This window comes from Acinetobacter bereziniae LMG 1003 = CIP 70.12 (genome assembly GCF_000368925.1).
GTDB lineage: Bacteria > Pseudomonadota > Gammaproteobacteria > Pseudomonadales > Moraxellaceae > Acinetobacter > Acinetobacter bereziniae.
The window spans coordinates 1,030,680-1,051,112 of the sequence record NZ_KB849755.1; the positions used below are offsets into that span (position 1 = coordinate 1,030,680).

General features: G+C 39.3%; 8 protein-coding genes and 1 pseudogene. 3 read left to right on the forward strand and 6 right to left on the reverse strand.

Translation table 11 applies throughout. The features are described 5' to 3' along the window. Nucleotide 1: 1 nt before the first annotated feature. Nucleotides 2-4,782 (reverse strand): annotated as a pseudogene (locus F938_RS06795) (RHS repeat-associated core domain-containing protein). 62 nt (nucleotides 4,783-4,844) lie between these two features. Then, nucleotides 4,845-8,432: a type VI secretion system Vgr family protein gene (locus F938_RS06800; protein WP_005030589.1), complete on the reverse strand. Its 3,588-nt coding sequence runs from the start codon at nucleotides 8,430-8,432 to the stop codon at nucleotides 4,845-4,847. Nucleotides 8,433-8,736: 304 nt separating this feature from the next. Between F938_RS06800 and F938_RS06805 the strand changes: the two genes are divergently transcribed. Both F938_RS06805 and F938_RS06810 read left to right on the forward strand, forming a co-directional pair. Next, the gene (locus F938_RS06805; RefSeq protein ID WP_005030591.1) at nucleotides 8,737-10,419 is read left to right on the forward strand and encodes an arylsulfatase; all 1,683 of its coding nucleotides are present in this window, start codon (nucleotides 8,737-8,739) and stop codon (nucleotides 10,417-10,419) included. Then, the gene (locus F938_RS06810; protein ID WP_005030593.1) at nucleotides 10,416-11,411 is read left to right on the forward strand and encodes an SUMF1/EgtB/PvdO family nonheme iron enzyme; all 996 of its coding nucleotides are present in this window, start codon (nucleotides 10,416-10,418) and stop codon (nucleotides 11,409-11,411) included. Before F938_RS06805 ends, F938_RS06810 begins: the two co-directional genes overlap by 4 nt. A gap of 783 nt (nucleotides 11,412-12,194) precedes the next feature. On the opposite strand, the gene F938_RS06815 is transcribed toward F938_RS06810, so the two are convergent. The 3 genes from F938_RS06815 to dsdC all read right to left on the reverse strand — a co-directional run bounded on the left by F938_RS06815 (nucleotide 12,195) and on the right by dsdC (nucleotide 16,702). Continuing rightward, on the reverse strand, nucleotides 12,195-13,001 hold the full coding sequence (locus F938_RS06815; RefSeq protein WP_005030595.1) for a hypothetical protein: 807 nt from the start codon (nucleotides 12,999-13,001) through the stop codon (nucleotides 12,195-12,197). A gap of 67 nt (nucleotides 13,002-13,068) precedes the next feature. Further along, nucleotides 13,069-15,339, reverse strand: coding sequence for a TonB-dependent receptor domain-containing protein (locus F938_RS06820; RefSeq protein WP_005030596.1), 2,271 nt, complete (start codon nucleotides 15,337-15,339; stop codon nucleotides 13,069-13,071). A 433-nt stretch (nucleotides 15,340-15,772) separates the two neighbouring features. Beyond that, a complete protein-coding gene (dsdC, locus tag F938_RS06825; protein ID WP_005030598.1) occupies nucleotides 15,773-16,702 on the reverse strand; it encodes a DNA-binding transcriptional regulator DsdC in 930 nt (309 codons plus the stop codon). A gap of 722 nt (nucleotides 16,703-17,424) precedes the next feature. Between dsdC and F938_RS06830 the strand changes: the two genes are divergently transcribed. Further along, nucleotides 17,425-18,771 (forward strand): D-serine ammonia-lyase, encoded by a 1,347-nt coding sequence (locus F938_RS06830; protein WP_005030600.1) that lies wholly within the window; start codon nucleotides 17,425-17,427, stop codon nucleotides 18,769-18,771. Nucleotides 18,772-19,097: 326 nt separating this feature from the next. Here the strand turns inward: F938_RS06830 and F938_RS06835 are convergent, their stop codons facing one another. Then, on the reverse strand, nucleotides 19,098-19,964 hold the full coding sequence (locus tag F938_RS06835) for a metal-dependent hydrolase (RefSeq protein ID WP_005030602.1): 867 nt from the start codon (nucleotides 19,962-19,964) through the stop codon (nucleotides 19,098-19,100). Nucleotides 19,965-20,433: the final 469 nt, after the last annotated feature.

The window sequence follows — 20,433 nt, forward strand, 5'->3', positions numbered from 1 at the left end:
CTTAGTATGTTGAAGGAAAACCATGTGCCCCCAAATCCCAAGTATGACCTGTTCCATGTGTAATAGATGGGCCATTTGGATTCCCGACCATTTCCTTCCCTTGACTAATTGAAATACCTTGTGTACGACTGCGCCCTACTGCTTTGTCTTTATATACGTAAGGATTAAATTTATCTGTATGAGCACCTGCACAATATTTTGCTTTTCCTGTTCCTGCACATGATTGAACATAGGGTCTATTTACTTGACGCTCACCATATTTATATTTCCATTTCTCATCTCGTTTAAAAACACCATATTCATATTCTAAACCAAGTTTTCTTTCCATTGTTAATGTAGAAACCCCATTGCCTTTATAAGTTGCATATATACCAACTCCAACTCCAACAGTAGTAGAACCTCCAACAGATTTTCCTTTTGCATATTTTTCAAGTTGAGCGGCAACAATCTTATCCATTGGTATACTATTGTCTGGCAAATGTGGTGCTGATTTATTATATATTTCTATAGCTGCATTTGTTCCAGCCCTTTCTGATGCAAGACCTAAAGGATCACACCATTGTATTGGGTTAAGAACATAATCTTTTAAATTAAGTCCCCCCAACAGCCCAATCGGGTCTTTACTCACATACCTTGCACTATACGGCTCGTAATAACGATAACGATTATAGTGTAAACCTGTTTCTTTATCGTAATATTGCCCCTGAAAACGGATATTACTATGTCCAAATGGATTGTCTTGTTCGATTGCCTTAATTTCTAAAGCTGCTCCCCATGTATCCTGTTTAATTTCCCAAATACACTCACCTAACTCATTGCTTAAGGTTTGCGGAGTACCGACTTGATCGCAGTGATAAAACGCAACACGTTCCAATTCAGCTTTGTTCTTTTGGGTGTCTGTTTTCCACACTGGATCTTTATAAATCGAATAAGGGACATCTTGGAATTGACGATAATCAGGTGTTTCTATCAGTTGAATAAAACGGGTATAGCCTGTTTGTAATAACGGTACAAAGCTATCTGGTTCATAAACATAGTGTTTGGTGTAATTTTCTTTGTTTGATCGTTGCGACTCCCAGATCATCAAATCACCATCCCAGCCAAATAAGGTTAGACTATCCTCAGTGGTATTTTTCTTAAATAATCGACGTCCAAATACATCATAGCCATAGCTTGTGATTTGACCATTGTGATCACTTTGTATCAGGCGATTAAGGTTATCCCAAGTCAGTTTTAAGGTCTGACCTGATTGACTGGTTTCAATCACATTGCCTTGCGTATCATATTTGTAGTGCTTGCCTTGATATTGGGTGATCAGGTTATTTTTAACTTGCGATGTTTGTGTTGCAACCGGGTCGATTAAGTTCCCCGCAGGATCAAAACTAAAGCTTTCAGAACTATACGGGTTTTGCGCTTTAATTAAGCGTCCAATTGGGTCGTATTGATAGCTTAATTTACCTAATCCGGTAGGTAGTTGTTATCGTAGTGGTAATGTCGTTCTGCTTGATGTTTTGCTTGATGTTTTGCTTGTTGTAATTGGGGTTGTTGTAACTGATCGAGTGTTTCTTGTTCATGTCGAATGATTTGTGAACTGAGTAAGCCCACATCATTATAGTTTTTGTTTTGTACCAAGCCATTGGCAAGCAGGCGTGTGGTTTCTCGGTGTAAATCATCTCGCTGGAATGCCACCATGTCTTGTTGGTTAAAAGCAATGCCATAGATATGCCCTGAGCCATAGCTGAGATTGACTTGGACTTGTCCATCGGGTCGGATGGTTTGGGTCAAATTGCCCAATTCATCGTATTCGTAACGTAGTACTGCGCTCAGTGCAGGCAGATTCGGGACTTTGTAGTGTTGGTGTTCTCGTACCAATTGCCCAAGTGGGTTGCGATAAAAGTCAATTTGGCTTTCTGCATTGGTCGCTTTACTGAGCTGATGGTTTAGGTTGTATTCAAATTCTTCAACTTGACGGTGTCGAGTCTGCAGATGGGTATAGGTTTTTGATGCAATCGCTCCACCCTGATGGTAGCTAAATTCAGTCAGAATATTCGGTTGACGGATTTGCGATAGGAATCCATTCTCATCATAACTAAAGTGTTTTTCTTCTCCATCAAAGGCTTGTTCACGGATCAATTGCCCATAACGGTTGTAGTCAAATAAGTATTCAGCATGGTTTTGGTTGATCAGTTTTTGAATCCGACCTTGTTTGTCCCATTGGTAGCCGATTTGGTGTCTATTGGCATCAATGCGTTGTTCTAGTAGCCCAACTGGGTTGTATTGGTATTGGGTGATTAAGCCTTTGCTATCGGTATGTTTGAGTAAGCGCCCTTCTTCATCGTGTTCAAATTGTTCTTTTAATCCATCAGGATAAATGATGGTTTGCAGCTGTCCTTTGTCTTTGCCTTGAGTGCTATATAGATATTGGACTTGTTGTGCATCCGCAGCAGCTTGTGCTGTCAGTGTTCCGTCTTCATCATATTCCCAAGCACTGCTTTTTCCTGAACAGTCGGTATAGGAGATCATTTGCCCAAGGTCGTTATATTGGATTTTCTTTGAGCCACCTTTGGCATCAATCACTTCAACCAATTGGTTGTCATTGTTATATTTATATTGGGTGGTCTGCCCTAATGGGTTAATGTCTTTGCTGACATTGCCATCAGCATCATATTCTTTCTTCCAGATATTGCCTTCAGGATCTTTGGTTTCAGTCAGGTTGCCTGCTTCATCATAGGCAAACAGGATGATGCCACCATTCGGCTGTACTATTTTTACCAATTGATCTTGATCGTTATAGACTTGCTCTGTTTCTAAGCCATTAAAGTCAATTTGTCGGGTAATGCGTTTTTGACGATCACGGGAAATCCACTTTTCTCGACCATCCGCTAAACGGGTACGGTAGGTAAAACCGTCTAAGTCGAAATAGTAATAGGTTGGTACATCATAGGCATCATAGACCGCAACTTGACGTAGGCGTGGATGCCATTCTAAGCGGGTTTTAAAGCTGCCATCATCTGCCCACTCTGCAATCGCTTTGGCTTTGGGCGAGGTCGATTCATAACGGATGTTTTGTCCACGCCCTGTACGATCGGTATAACGGGTCAATTGATGGGCTTGGTTATATTCATAATTGCGCGTATGCCCATTTTGATCCGTGGCTTTAATCAGGTTGCCCTGTGTATCGTATTCATAGCGTGCTAAGGGTTCTGCTTGTTCATCAACAAATGCGGCAATGATTTTGGCTTGCTCGTTAAAAGCAAATTTAAGTAAATGTTTGGCGCGTTTCAATTGGAAATCGATGCCCTGCAAGTAGGCAAATTGTTCGTATAATAAATAGGTCAGTACGACTTTTTCATCGGTCTGTTCATTGTATTGTTGGACCAGATGGTAATGTTTTCCAGCATTAAAACTATGAAAATGGAAGTTCCAGTCTGAACCAAAGTTGAGTAATAAATCTCCCTGTTCATAGGGTGCGACACTAAAACCTTCAAAGGGAACTTGATAGCGTTCATCGACAATCGAGGCTGGTAGTTGGTGTTTGCGCCCATTGCTGTCGATAAATAAGTAGCCCTGTGCGTTGTGTATGATCACATTGGAGAATGGCATCATCCATCGTGCACCGATCATACTGTAGTCAAACTCATTCATCTGTGAGTTATATTGTCGGCTAAAGGCAAAACCCAGTTTAGGTAAATAGAAGTCTGCGTGATTGACCCGTTCAGCACCAATCGCATAGCTGATACTGTGCTCTGTTTTAGAGCTTTGATCTTCAATTAATGTTGCACAAATCGGATCATTTAACGCATCAGGCTGTAAGGTCACAAACTCTAAAATATCACCATTGATGTGTTGTTCATGTTCGCCTGTTTGGTTGAGGGGGACGCTGGCTGTGGCTTTTTTTCCCTGTGTTTGAATGGCGTTTAGGGTTTCTTGAATCAGCCAAGCTAGGCTATATCGTGTACCCGCATTGCTTTGTTGTTGGATCGCTGTAGCAAGTAATGGGGCTGCTTTTTGAACTTCCGTTTGCAAAGTTAAATGAGGCGCTGAAATCTTTGCAGTCATGTCTGCTTGTGCGGGTGCGCCCAACAAATCAATCAATGGCTGCGCCCAATTGCTAAATTGTAGGTTGGGGTCTCGCTTTTCAGCTGTTGCACCTGCTGAAGCGATGCTTGGCAATCCACCTGCCACACTGGTGGTAAAGGCTTGCAAGATTGAAGACCCCAGTGTTGTTGCACTGGACAGTAAGCCTGTGAGTTTGGCTTGTGTTTCTTGTAGGAATTTTTCTAAATCCCCTGCCATTTGGGCATTTAAGTGCAACTGCATACGACGTAAGTCGGCTTCTTTAATTTTGCCATCGGCTGGATATAAACACTCAGCCATTAACCCCAACATTGGACGTAATGCCATACGCACATGAGCTTCGGTGTTCGGTTGTAAAAATAAACCAATTAAGTTCATACTCAACAATGCTGCTTGTTGTACACCGGCATCAGCTTGTTTGGGTTCTGCGGCAAATAGAATCAGATCTAACACACTACCAGACAATGCAAAAATATTGGCTACTGTCGGGACATTGGCACTAGCTTTGATTTGTTCGAGACTGGTATTTCCGCATGCTTGTAGGTATTTCTGAATTTGGTGCGCAATAAATTTATGGTCTTCTGTATGCGTCATACTGGCTAAGTTAAATACTGCCAATTCGACTGCTGGCTTTGTATTGTTTGTGCGAGATGTTTCTGTTGTATTGGACCCTGCGGTCTGGTTTTTACTGTCTATAAATGCCATGGGCTTAACCTTAATACGTTTTAATTTTTAATTTCAATCAAGAAAAATCTAAAAATACTCAATCACTTATTGCGTGCACTATATACATCTGGATCTTCAGGCGTAGTTTTGCGTACCGTCACTTGTTTGGTGACGTAACGGGATTCTTCTAAATCCATACGCACCACATCTTTATCCATATTATAAATCGACTGCGGTTTTTTCACCTCTTGAGGGGGTGAAACTGGCGAAGTGTTCTGGGTCAAGATTGGTGAAGGCTGACTTACAGTTTGAGGAATACTCTGTGCTATGGTCGGTGATGAAGATGCTTCGCCTTTGCGCGTGGTAATGCTATACGTCAAGAACCGAGAAAAATACTCGTCCTTTTTCACAAAATCATCGACCACTTTTACAGGCGTATCTGCAAGGTTTTGACCTGAGCCAAAAGATTCTGCGACAAAGCCTTGCCCTAATCCCGAACCGAAACCTGTTGCTGATGTTAAGTTAGACAACAAACCACTGCTCTTTTGAGCGAAGGCAGCTGAAGCTTGATCTTTAAAGAAATCGATACCTTGGTCTTTGATGTTTTGTAAGGTTTGGCTTGGATTGGCAATCATCTGTCCAACATTCATCATCTGAGATGGAGACAGATTTAAATTCATTGCTGAAGAGACTGAACCTAATGCACTTTGAGTAAATTGTTGTTTAAACTGCCCTAGACTTTGTGTTCCAAGGTCTTTTAGAGCATTTTTACCCATGTTTTTTAGGGAATCACCATTCAGTGAGAACAAATTATCCTTAAGTTGAGACATCATATTTTGTCCCATCGATTTTAAGGCATTTTGGGCAAAACCAGTGACGCCACCGACTGCTTCTTCTGACCATGTATAATCACGATTAAAATGACTACCTTGATTCCAAGCACTACGCGGATCGGTTTCAAATTCAACTTTGGCAGGTCCAGGTGCAATACCTGTCACTTTTGCAAAACCATTGCCATCCAATTTGCCAGAAACTTGCTTGCCAAATGAATCAATGACATTAAAGCCTGTTTGCTTAAAGAAATCCTTTCCACCATAACTTTTCAGTAAGTCCAGTGCCCCTTTCATTGGATTCGATGGTGGAAGTTGTGCTGATTTACTGACACTGGCACCCGGCTTAAAGGTATGTTGCCCTGCATTGACTTCGAACTTTCCACCTGTTTTGGGGAAAATTCCTGAGCCATTCAATGCGATTTGCGATGAACCACCAGTAATCAATACTTCTTTCGGGCTACTGATTTCTATTCGGTCTTCAGTCGAAGAAATGGTGATTCCAAGCTTGGCAAATACATCTAAAGCATTTGACTGCGCATGAATATTAAATTTACCCTGTGCCGCAATAAAGTTTATGCCGCCCTGTGCCGCAAATAAACTCACTTTTCCTAACGCATGTCCCAACAGATTTTTTTGGGTACTGAAGTTAATACTGTCGCCTGCACTATGATTGATAATGCCTGTTGCTGAAAGGTGAATATCTTCAGGCGTACTCAGGGCAATGCCATCAGCTGAACTTAACAGCATGATTGCTTTTTTATACTTGGCAATATCTTTTTCAATTGCTTCAGCAAAAGCTTTCAGTTGCTCAATCGACTCAATTTCATCGGTCTTTTGGTTTTTAGCAATATCACTTAAAGCTTTACTATTGGTCTGACTGCTTTCAAGTTGCTTTTGGGCAATCTGACTCTCTAAATGATCACCTTTGGCTTGATCTTGAGCATAGGTCGAAATCAGTAAGCCTTGCCCTGCGCGTAATGCACCCCATTGGTCTGTGCGTAATTCAAAGCCCTCACCACGATCATCACTTTCTGCTTGATCTTTTGGATGACTGAGCTTTCCAAGATTCAGTTGACTCGCGCCATGACTACTCTGTAGCTGACTGCTAAGTTGCCCTTTAGTATCATCAAAGCGTAGCTGATTGTAACCACTGCCCTGATATTCCTTACTTTTAATCCCTGATAACTTTTTGGTATCTGGCAGTTTGCCTTTGCCATCAAATTGAGTTGGATGACGATATCCTTCATGGATGCGCCCAACGATGAATGGTCTGTCAATATCCCCCGCAAAGAAATCGATAACAACAACTTCCCCAATACGCGGTAAGAATCTTGCCCCATAGCCTTCGCCTGCCCACGGGGTCAGCACATCGACCCAAGCCGAGTCGGTATCATTGTCATTCGAGCCTGCACCACCATCATGCGTATTGTCTTCATTACGGGTAAACAGAAAGCGGACTTTGATGCGCCCCCATTCATCGACATGGATTTCTTCGCCACTTGGACCCACAACGATCGCGCGTTGTGGTGATGCGATCGGACGGTGTTGCAGTGGATTATATTCAGGAACAATCGCAATATTACGTCGTAGTAACGTCAGTGTATTGGCTTGGCGTTCCTCACTATTGTTTGTGGTGATATTGGTGATTTGCCAATCACTTTGTTTTAACAAAGTTTCGACTTGGTTGGTTAAGTCTTTCGGTAAATTATTTTGGTTATAAAAGGTTTTGGATATGATCAGAAATTGCCGATCAGCAGTATCTTTTAGATTTATGCTTGGATGTTCATTCAGTTCGAAATGATAGCCAACCTGCGCATCTCGTACTGTCGAGATCGCAGTAAATTGTTTGGCTTGCACATTATAGTAATTGCTGAGGTTTTGGTTAAAGCGCTCAACCTGACTGTTGCCCGATGGCGTTGCACCATCTTCTCCATTGAGATCTTGTATCCATGCAGGGCTAAAGTGCCAAGCTTGTTCTAAACCTAGGCTGGCATTGTCATAATTTTCACTATGGTTGTGTTTACTTTGAACGCTACCAGCACCTTCATCTGTATCTAATACATCGGCTTGCCAGCGTTGAATATGGACTGAGGTCGGTTGAAGTGAACGTTGTCCTGTAAAATGAATGATTGAATCGCTCGCTTCTACAGCGGAGCTACGATGAAAACGAATGTTACGGCGTTCCAAGGCACTAAATTGAGCATTATCATCGATTAATCTTAACTTTTGTGCTTGAATTTGTTCGGTTGTATTCGACACTTTCAGCTGAGCTTCATCAATTAGCCAATTAATTCCTTCAGCTCTCATCAAACGTGTTAGAAAGTCGAAATCGCTTTCAGATGCCTGCATGAGGAATGGACGGACATCATAGTCTTTGGTCAGTCCGCTCTTGTCTAAAGTGAGACTTGAAGCAAACAGTGGGCTACGTTGCACCCATTCCTGAAATACGGTTTGGATTACCTCAACAGCCGACTTCGCCATAAACACACGGGAATTTCTACGATGTTTCCACAGTGCGGTTGGGTCTTCAACCTTAAGACGATAGATGCAAAGAGAACCATCACTCGCGCCTGCATCTGCATGGGTGACAATCCCTGAAATCCGATTGAGTTCGGATTGATCATTGACGATATCAACAGCAACTTGAGCACCAATAAACTGCTTTAAAGGTATTGCTGAATTTGTCGAAAGACAGATCAATTGCAGTTGAATTCCCTCATTCAACTGATGTGTGCCCTCAATGCGCTGAAGAAAAACTTGATCATTGAGCGCGGTATTTGAAAATTGCAAATGTATGGCGCGCTTTTGCGCTGTAAGTCCCAACTGCTCTAGAGCAACATAAATATTGTTAGACATGGTTTATTGTTTGATTTTAGATTGTGATGTAGTGTACTAAAAAATAGCGACAAAGTCTAGACAGACCTGTCTACATTATCTCAATAATATTGATGAGTTTTTCTCAAGTTTCAATTACATAACATAATAAAGAGAATAAAACTTCACCTTATCACGAATCTTAGAAAGTGCCTTCAATTTTATTTTTAGACTGAACTTTGAGTCTTTTCATTTTTTAAGATTAACAATCAAATTTTAATTATTTTTACCGTAAAAATTAACCCTCTAAACTCAGCTCAATTTTTATAAAATCAAGTCGACACGTATGTCTGGTAAAAATCTTCTTACAACACTTTCTATTGCTTTATTCAGCCTTTCTATTTCAGCCTGTAATGACAGTGATTCAAATGAATCCAATGCTAGTGTGGGAACTCAAAAACAACCGAACATCTTATTTATCATGGCTGATGATCTTGGCTATTCAGATTTAGGCGCTTTTGGTGGTGAAATCCATACCCCAAACCTTGATGCACTGACCCAAGAAGGACGTATTTTAACCGATTATCATACTGCACCTACCTGCTCACCGACGCGTTCACAATTGATCTCAGGTACTGATCATCACTTAGCAGGGATTGGAGCGATGGCTGAACTTACTCCTGCGCATTTAAAAGGACAACCTGGATATGAAGGTTATTTAAACGAACGTTCCCTTTCAATCGCAGAGGTGCTTAAAGACAATGGTTATCGCACCTATATCAGTGGAAAATGGCACTTGGGTTTAACCTCAGAAACCAATGCACAGGCCAAAGGTTTTGATCACTCATTCACTTTATTGCAGGGTTTGGATTTACATTTTAAACAAGCCCCTACGGTCTATAAACGTAATGCCACCTATACCGAAGATGGCAAACAAGTTCCAATCTCATCACTGCCTGATGATTTCTTCTCGACCAATTATTTCACCGATAAGCTACTCAGTTATTTAGAGTCTGGTAAAAACTCAGGTAAGCCATTCTTTGCTTATGCGGCTTATACAGCGCCACACTGGCCAATTCAAGCACCTCAAGAATATCGAGATCGTTATCGTGGCGTTTACGATGTCGGCTATGATGCGATTCGTAATGCCCGTATTGCACGACAAAAACAACTGGGACTGATTCCTGCCAATTTTACGGCTGCTGAACCGATTGCAACACAGAATGCCCCTCAAAAATATGGCAAATGGAATGAACTTTCCGCTGAACAAAAGGCTTTAGAAGCACGCAGAATGGAAATTTATGCGGGCATGGTGGAAAACTTGGATGCCAATATCGGTCGTGTCATTCAATATCTCAAACGTAATCACTTATATGACAATACCTTAATTTTCTTTGTTTCTGATAATGGTGCTGAAGGCTTTATCCGAGGTAGCTATGGTGCAGAGTCAGGTTTTGACAACAACTTAAATAATGTTGGTACAGCCAGCTCTTATCACTATGTTGGTCCTCGTTGGGCTGAAGTCAGTGCAGCACCATTCCATTTATGGAAAGATACCGCAGGTGAAGGGGCGACCACCGCACCAGCCATTGTAAAACTTCCAAACCAAACTCAGGCTCAAGCAATTCATCATGGCTTTGCTTCAGTACTGGATGTTTTCCCAACTGTGTTGGAGTATGCCAATATTACAGTTCCACAAGGTCAATACAAAGGACGTCAAATTAATACCCCAAGTGGTTACTCGTGGAAATCTGTACTAGAAAATAAAGCACAATGGATTCGCCCAGCTCAATTTAGTTTTGCGGATGAACTGCATGGCAGTAAGTATGCTCGCCAAGGAGACTGGAAAATTGCTTTACAAGGCAAAGCTGAGTTGGGTACAGGAACTTGGGAACTATATAACTTAAACAATGATCGTGGTGAAACCAAAAACTTGGCACAGGACAATCCAACAAAAGTACAGGAACTCATTGAGGTATATAACAAATATACCCAACAAAATGGAGTGAAGGAATACAATATTCAATGAAGCTTCAGCATGTTCCCATTTTATTGTATAGCCTGTCACTTATGGCAGGCTGTAGTAAGGTACAACCTGATCGCCCTTCACCACAGCAACAAACTCAATTGGCTCAACTTGGCACATTAAAGCAATGCCAAGAATATTCAGGCTTACCAGAGGCGTGGGGGCAAAACCCAACCGCAGGAATGGTACGGATTCCCAAAGGTTCATTTCAGCTCGGTTCTAATCAAGCTTATCCAGACGAAATCAATTTTGGAGCAAAACAACGTCAGGTTGAAAGTTTCTGGATCGACCAAACGGAGGTTACCGTTGCCCAATTCTCCAGTTTTGTAAAGGCAACGGGCTACATCACAGATGCTGAAAAACAGCATCAAGCTGCTGTATTTTCTCCGAATAAGCAGACGCCTCAACAATGGTGGCAACTCAAAGCAGACTATACGTGGAAAAGTCCAAATGGTGCTAAAGGTCAAGCACCGCTGCCTGCTGAACCTGTTCGCTATGTCACTCAAAATGATGCCGAACATTATGCTGTTTGGTTGGGGCATGATTTACCCACAGAACAAGAATGGGAGTATGCTGCCAAAGCAGGATCGACCACAGATACACCATTACACCAAACACCAGAAGATGCACATCAACACCCTCAAGCCAATTATTGGCAAGGTGAATTTCCATTTAATAACACACAAGCAGATCACTTTGAAGGCGTTGCTCCAGTGGGCTGTTATGCTGCAAATGCCTTTAAGTTGTTTGATATGATTGGCAATGTTTGGGAATGGACCTCATCTATTTATCGAGGGGCACACGATCAACACATGGGGAATTATGCAGATCTTCGTCAACAGCGTATTGCGGGTACTCAGTACGTGATTAAAGGCGGTTCTTTTTTATGTGCTTCTAATTTTTGTTCTCGTTATCGCAACAGCAGTCGCTACCCTCAGGAGTTTGATTTGGCTGCGACACATGTTGGCTTTAGAACTGTTTTACGTGCACCTTAAACGTGAAATAGATAAAAGCCATAGTTTTATAAAGCATAATGATCTATAAAATTATTTTTATATTTCAATCAGGTGTTTCATATCCATTCATTTTAGAATAATGAAACTGTATCGTCAAACTGCCTGATTATTCATATAAGTGTTTTGATATAAATCCTGCATATTCAATGAACTTTATGGTTTGTCTTAACGTTCATTTTATTGATCTATTAGACCTCTTGCGAAAGTAGGTTTTTGGGTCATTTAGCTATATGCAATACCTTATATAGTCAAACCGCCTGATTATTCATACAAGGGATTTGGATGATTCATTTATTTTTTACTTTTGAATCATAAACAGTCTTGCTATCACGAGGCGACATGGATGTCGCCATGTTGAGCGGGGGTATTAGGATGTACCCCTCGCTCAACAGAAGATTTTTGTTACTTTTCATCTCTGAAAAGTAGAGTATCGCCTACGCAAAACAATTTAAACTTTAGAGCTAAAGCGTGGCAATGCAAGCTTTATATCATCAAACAATATATTGATCGCTTTAATTTTATTGATAAACAGAAATGATATTCTACTGTATGAATTTTTCAACAGATTAACTATATAACAAAGATCACAGCTGCTCAAATTTTGACTAACGCAAGAGGTCTATTGAAATTATATTTTACAGTATGCGTTTTTCAACAGACTGACGATATATCAAAATTAGGAAAATAATCATATTTATCAGTGGCTTGAAATTTTATACAAAATTACTCAGCCATTCGAAAATGGCTGAGCAAAATAATGACTTATTGACGAATGGATTGATTCAGTTTTTTAGCGAACTGTTGAAGATCAGCATGTTGGATGGTGGTTTTACCTTTACTGATGGCTTGGAATTGTTGCGCTGCGGTTTCCTGCATTTTGAGTTTTCCTGATGCTATGTTTTGGTCAAAGCGTTGCATAAACTCATCAACATATTCTTTCTCAGTCACAATATGATCACCGTTAGCATCAGTGGCAAAGTATTGCTTATCTCGTGCAGTCAAATAATCTCCAAGCGTGACATAGTTCTTTCCTTGACCATACTGTGTAATGAATTCTTGTGTATTGCTTGGCATAGGCATCGAAATCGGTAATTTCACTCTAAAACCATCATGAGTTGCATTAGTGTTGTCTGATAATTTTGCATCCTCAGCATTAATCAAACCATCCTGATTTTTGTCAAACTGATTGAAGGTTTTTAGACCCGTTTCTTGAAATTCTTTCAAGGTCAATTTTTGATCTTTGTTGTTATCCAAAATACCGAAACGTACATGCGCCTGTTTTTCAGACATTTCACGACGCTGTTTCAGCAAGGGCTCTAAGCGTACTTGCTCAAATTGAACAAACTGCTGTTGCGTAACTTTTTTATTTCCCTTAAATAATTCAGCATAATCTTGAGGATATTGTTTAATCAAACTTGGAGCCGTTTGGTCTTTGTTGTTGGAGTGATAAAGCATATACAGTGCATATGCCTGCTGGTAAACATCCGTTTGCTCTAATGTTTCCGCAATGGTTGATACGGAACTGGTCATTGCTGTGATCGTTGCAATCAAGAGTGCCAATTTTTTCATGTTTATATCCTTAAATATACGTATTTGCTGGATTAAAAAAAACTTTCTAGCAGGTGATTAAAAAAAATTAATATTTAAATTCAATACTTGCAACGACATTACGACCAGGTTCAGCAGCACGGTCAATCATACTTGCCTGATTTGCGCCGGTAAGCGTACCAACTGCGGCATAGTCCCAATACGTCTTATCAAAGATATTATTGAATGCTACATTCAGCTTGGTGAATTTGTTGACGTTCCAATAAGCGGACAAATCAAAAACGGTATAACCTGCTACATTTTGATATTTAATATCATCCTGATAAGACGTGACGTCCTTAGTTGCCATTCTTCCGCCAACTGCTGTAGCTGTCATCCCTAATCCAAATACTTTATTCGGATCATCATAAGCAAACGTCAAGCTTCCCTTTTCTGGTTGAACTGAATTCACACCACTTTTGCCGCCATTTTTATTTTTTGCTGATCCTTTGGTTTTACCCGCAACCAATGCCAAGCTGTAGCCATCAGAGTTTGGAATAAACTGTCCTAAATCAATACGCGTAGACAGTTCTCCTCCCCAAATCTGTGCATCAGCTAAATTCTCAGCTCTGTAGTAACCATAAGGATATTGTGGAGTTGTTCCATAGTTGTAATAGTCGATAAAATCTTTGTATTTGGTATAAAACCCAGTCACATCAAATTTGATACCATCAATTGATGTATTTCTTAAACCCAATTCAAATGCATCACTGGTTTCTTTTTTCAAGTTAGAATTACCAATGACGATATAACTCGGATTTCCAGGTGTGGTTTGATAAACCCCACCAATTTCTGTTGGTGATGGGATTCGATTGCCTCTCGAATATTTTAAATAGCTATAATTACTCGGCGTAAATTGATAGCTGGCTGAAAAGCTCGGAGATACATAGTTATAGTCTTTCGCCTGAACATCGCTATAAGACGTGATCTCAGGTCTAAATTCTTGGCGCTCTATACGGACAGCAGGTGTTAAAATTAAATCACGTCCCAGCACATCTAGACTAAACTCATCTGATGCATAAGCAGAGTAACGTTTCAATTCAGAGTTTAAGAGATAACCACCTTGATAAATGCTTGAAATGGTTTGACCATTTCGTAAGTCAACTTTAGTACTGGCATATTCTTTCTTATCTGCTGCAATACCATATTTTAGCTTTTGATTTTTAAACTCTTTTTTAGCATCTATTTTTAAGCCGGTATTTTTCTCTTTATAAGTTGTTGAAAAATCACGTGCAACTGTTGCACTGTTCATAAAGGCTGTCGCGGTATCATTATTCGATTCCTGATACCATATTTTGCTATTCAGTTGATCGAAAAGCTGGAAATCATTTGGTTTATAGGTATGTAGAATACTGAATTGTGTTCGATCAATATCTTGGTGTTGTCTCGCATCACTTTTAAAATTAGAGAATAAGTTTGCAGCAATATCCTTTGTGTCAGTTTTTTTCTTATAATAATCAGCGGTAAAATTCAGTTGATGTTGGTCTGATAAATTCCACAATAAACGTGTCAGCACCGCATCTGAAGTCCAATCTGATGGAAATGCAGGAGTTTTTGAGTTTGGCTTGGTTTCATTCCCTTCACGATGTGCGTAGGCGACAAGTGCTTTAACATCATCATTACCTACAGCCCCAGTGACAGACGATAACCATGCTTGATCCGCAGAACTATAACCTGCTTTTGCAGTCCCTGCGACTGTTTTACCATCCACTAAATAATCTTCTGGTGATTTATTTTTAAATGAAACTCGACCACCGATACCATCTGTGGAAACATCAGTTGTGCCTGAAACAATATCTACTGTGGTGAACATTTCTGGCTCAATATAATCTCGACCAGCACCACGTTTACTCATACTTTTTGGTGGTACATAAGTACTCACCGTTGCATCTGCTAAATCAACCCCATCGACATCCAAACCGATTCTGTTTGCATCTATACCGCGGATGTTATAACTACTGGTTCCAGTTCCATCAAAAAAAGTTCCGCCACCACCAACAGAAAATGGCGCATTTACCAAGGGTAAATATTTCACGATACCCGCCATGTCTGTGACGCCCGTTTGATCCATGTTTTCTCGATTGATGGATGTCCGACTAACAGGTGCGTCATTTTCATACTGTGCATAAACTGTAATCGTAGCTAAAGAATTATATTGATTATCAGATTTGGATTTTTCTAAACGATGTTCTTCTGCAAAACTGCCTGAACTTGCACCTGCTGCCATCAATGCAAACAAACATAATGATAAATAACGCGGTTTTAACTCCAAACGGTGAGACTGAGCGGTTTGGTAAAGTTCAAAAGGATTTGCATTCATGCGGGAGAAGCCTTTTATTAAAATGATATTGATAATCATTAACCATGTGTATTTTTGCTTTAGCCCATCGTAGAAAACTTAATCCCATACGAATTACAAATAGACACACAACTTAATAAATGAGAATAATAATCAATTAGATTATTATTTACAATATGCATTTTTTATGTTTGAACTTCAAAATAAAGATAAGTCACTCAATTTTCTCACTTTAATCATTCATAAATGCTAAACAAAACAACATTTTATTTAAAATAATTTAAATATAATCACCATAATTTAAACATTAAAAATAACATCAACAGGATGTAAAACCAGCATATTTTTCGGAATTTGGGCAGTATCGCCGATGAATCTAACACACAATCACAATAAAATTGCTTGGCGCAAATTCGAATTTTCTGCTCAATGTTTTTTTATTGCTCGCTGTTATTCAATGGGTTGATTGTTTTTTCACAAGCTCTAATAGCCAATCAGTAAGCGCTTTGACTTTGGGTAATACATTATTTTTTAATGAAACGAGATAATAATGCTGTTCACATTTCAACTCCATGTTTTGAAATGGCATAATCAGCACACCATTTTTTAAGTCATTTTCAATTAATTTTTTGCGTCCCATTGCCATCCCTAAATGATTTTTTGCAGCAGTCAATGCAAGGTCAGAACGATCAAAACTTAACTGAGCTAGATGTTCTATAGGAACGCGAAAATGTTGTGCCCAGCTATTCCATTCTTCTGTTCCTGTGCCATTACTCCATGCCTGACAATCATGCAACAATGTACAATCTTTTAACTTCTCTAAGTTATTGTTCAATTTAATCTTTTCAGCATACTCAGGACTGCATACAGGAATAATTGATTCATCCATTAAATATTGATAATTCAGTTGAGTAGAAGGTTGATGATCAAAATACAAGGCAAGATCAATTCCAGTACGCTGAAAATTCACATTTTCATTACCTGTCAAAATTGAAAGTTGAATATGGGGATAACGCTGAACAAAATCAGGCAAATGGGGTAATAACCAGCACTGTGCGATTGATGGTCTTGCATATAAGGTCAAAGCACCAACCAAAGACTGATTTTTTAATGCATTGATTTCACTATTTAATACATCTAGAGAATACTGTAAAGCATCGAGAATCCGTGTTCCTTCAGGTGTAAGCTTCACTTTACGATGCAATCGTAAAAACAGTTTGATCTCGAGTTCTTTTTCTAACTGGTTTATTTGATGACTCACAGCACTCGGTGTTAAAAACAGTTCTTCTGCTGCCAAAGCAAAAGATTCATGCCGCGCTGCAACTTCGAATGTATAAAGCTTGGAAAATTGAAAACCCGTTAGATTTTTATGTGCGTTGTTCATGCATTTTCCTTTAGACCTTGAATTAAACTTTTATGCAATAGCTGATCCTGTTTGGTGACCGACATTGATCATACAGCATTGATTTAAAATCAAAATATAGTCAAACTTCCTGATTATTCATACCAGTGATTTGATATTAATCATTTATTCCAAATGAACTCTATATCGTTTATACGAATTTTTAGAAACTTTGGATGATTCGTATATTTTTCACTTTTGAATCATAGATGGTCTTGCTATCGTGAGCTGACTTGAATGTCGCCATGTTAAGCGGGGATAAATGAGCAAAAACAAAGCACTGCGTTGTTTGCAGCGCAAGAATACGATTCTACTAAAAATGGATTGATCAAAGTGAAGTATCGTCTACGTAAATCGATTTAAAGGTTAGCCATAAAGCGTGGCATTACAAGCTTTATATCATCAAATAAAATATCTATCGCATCAATTTTATTGATCTAGAAATTATATTGACTCTATGAGTTTTTCGCAGATTGACTATAAAACATCATCCCAATGTGTTCACTGTTCACATGAATGAGTTTAATGCATAGATCAAATTTCTTCGTTTGACAGATTTTTCAAATTTAACTTCAATAGCCCAATCATCAAAGCTTGATCATACAAGCACATGCTACGAAAATGATTTCGAAGTAAGTGCAAGATAATTGAAAACGATTGACTGATCTATGGCGACTTGCACAGATGATCTCAGGAATACTTTTATGGATGCTCAACATATTCACCAATTGATCACTCAATATCCTATTGTTGCTGATCTCATTTCTTTAAAAGAAACGATATGGTTCAATCCAAATTTTACATCACTTGCAGAGGGTCTGCCTTATGTTGGATTGACTCAAAAAGATATAGATGATGCCAGTGACCGCTTAACTCGTTTTGCCCCTTATTTAATGCACGCCTTCCCAGAAACAAAGCCCTCCAAAGGCATTATAGAATCAGAACTGGTAAGCATTGCAAATATGCAACAACGATTAGAACAACATTATGGGCAATCAATACCAGGACAACTCTGGCTAAAGAAAGATAGCCATCTCCCGATCTCGGGTTCGATTAAAGCACGGGGCGGGATTTATGAAGTGCTTTATCATGCTGAAAAACTTGCCATTCAAGCAGGGTTATTGACGTATGAAGATGACTATACAAAACTGGCTAGCCCAACATTTAAAACCTTTTTCAGCCAATACAGTATTGCTGTCGGCTCCACAGGAAATCTAGGTCTTTCGATTGGAATCATGAGTGCTCAACTTGGTTTCGATGTGACTGTACATATGTCAGCAGATGCACGCCAATGGAAAAAAGATAAATTACGCGCGCACAATGTGACGGTAATTGAATATGCCGAAGACTATGGTGTCGCCGTCGAGGAAGGTCGAAAATTAGCGCAGAATAATCCAAATTGTTTTTTCATTGATGATGAAAACTCACAAACACTCTTCTTAGGTTATTCGGTTGCTGGACAACGTTTAAAAAAACAATTAAATGAAAAAAATATTCTTGTCGACCAAGAACATCCGTTATTTGTCTACTTACCCTGTGGTGTTGGTGGAGGTCCGGGTGGTGTCGCATTTGGTTTAAAAATGGCATTTGGTGATCATGTGCACTGTATTTTTGCTGAGCCGACCCATTCACCATGCATGTTGCTTGGTGTCGCGACAGGGTTGCATGATGAAATATCAGTTCAAGCATTAGGCATTGATAATATCACTGCTGCGGATGGTCTTGCGGTTGGACGAGCATCGGGTTTTGTTGGACGTGCCATGCAACGATTGCTGGATGGGTTTTATACATTGAGCGATGAAAGCATGTATCTCTTGTTAGGGCTGCTCAATGATTCTGAACAACTGAAATTGGAACCTTCAGCACTGGCAGGCATGCTTGGACCAATTTTGATCCATCAACAGCAAAACTATGCAACGCTCCATCAGCTTAGTCAAAAACAATTCAAAAATGCCAATCATATTATTTGGGGAACTGGCGGAGGTATGGTTCCTGAAGAAGAGATGGAAAAGTATTTGGCTAAGGCACATACTTTAAACGATAAAGGATAGTACCACCGTTCTTTATCATTCGATTTGAGCACACAATGTGGGGCATATTCGATCCATGATTTCATTACCGGATATCCCCCCTTTATTATTTTTGAGATTGATTAAACAACTCCTCCATTTACCCGAAGCACTTGAGCATTTATCCAATTACAATAAATAAAACTCAACTAAATTCAAGCTCTCCAGCCTCTTTCGTTCACATCGTTTTCGCAATTGCATGAGTCAGTTGGAGTTCTTTTAAGAAATGTTTGCATAATTTCTAGACCAGTCATATTGAGCGTATCAATGTATTTATCCTAATGAATAAGTTAAGCTAAACCCTCATGCTATTGAATAAATGTAGATTGTTCAGGTGAAATGCCAATCTTTACTTTGCTTTGCGCGACAATTTCAGATTCGTCTGTATCATTCGGATGAAAGTCAAAATGATAATAAGAGAAAAATTGAGGAATAAGCTTTCGATAGGACTGCATTGCAAAACCTGCAAACTTTACCCAAGACTTAATATTCCATAATTGCTTGTCTCTCGACATCAATACCATTTGATAGATATTTGAAAAAGCAGTAATCAGCACCAAACTAAAGGTGAAAATAGCGACTCGAGGAATATAGGCATCTAAACCTTTTCCATATAAATATTCGTACATATCATATGCCACAGCCTTATGTTCAGTTTCTTCTACACTATGCCAAAGCCATAAGTTACGAATCGTGGTGTCTGTCATTAACTCATTGACATTTTTCATCATTTCCACCACAAGAACTGCTGTATAATGTTCCAAACCAACCGTAACCAATAGATTCCATTTTTTCGGAAAAATCTGCTCTATCGCTTTGAGTATTATCCCAGTCACCTTTTCTAAAGATTCAGGATCTAAACCATATTGTTGAGCGCTGACATGAAAAGCGTGATGTTCTTTAGAATGCATGGCTTCTTGACCAATAAATGCGCCAATATCACGGTCTAATTTTGGATTGCTTTTCACCTTGTCTCTTAATGCACGTACTGAGCGAACAAAATAAGACTCACCTTCTGGAAACAAAGTGGATAGACCTGTGAAGTAATGCGTAAAAGTTGGTTCATTATTACACCAATATTTAGGCATATCCTGAAACTCATAATCCATACGGCGTACTGGAAATGATGCAGGTATTTTTTGCTTTGATTTTTCTATCGCTGCTGATGTAGACATGACTCACCTCAAGGATTAATCTAAAAATAACAAGTTCCAAAAAAGAACTTAAAAGTTAAAATAGTGAGCATGTTCTCACCTGTCAATCAGTTGAATGCCTGATCAACAGAGATTGTCCTTAAATGATAGCGCTGTTCCTATAAAGATAAACCGAATAGGGTCAAATGACATTGAGTCAAACATATCGTACTCACAGGCTTAATAGATTCTTCAATATCAAGATTAAAAAAGTGGAATAATATCTGATAAATCACATAAAATTGTTGATCTGTAAATATCATCATCCCCCTGCTTACTGATACAAGTGATTTAATGTCAATCATTCATACCCAATAAACTTTATGCTTTTGATATAAAATTTTAGCAGCTTTTGCTGATTCATTGATTTTGCACTTTTGAATCCTAGATCATCTTTCTATTTTGAGGTGATATGGATAACGCTATATTCAATTGGATCTAGGATCATCTA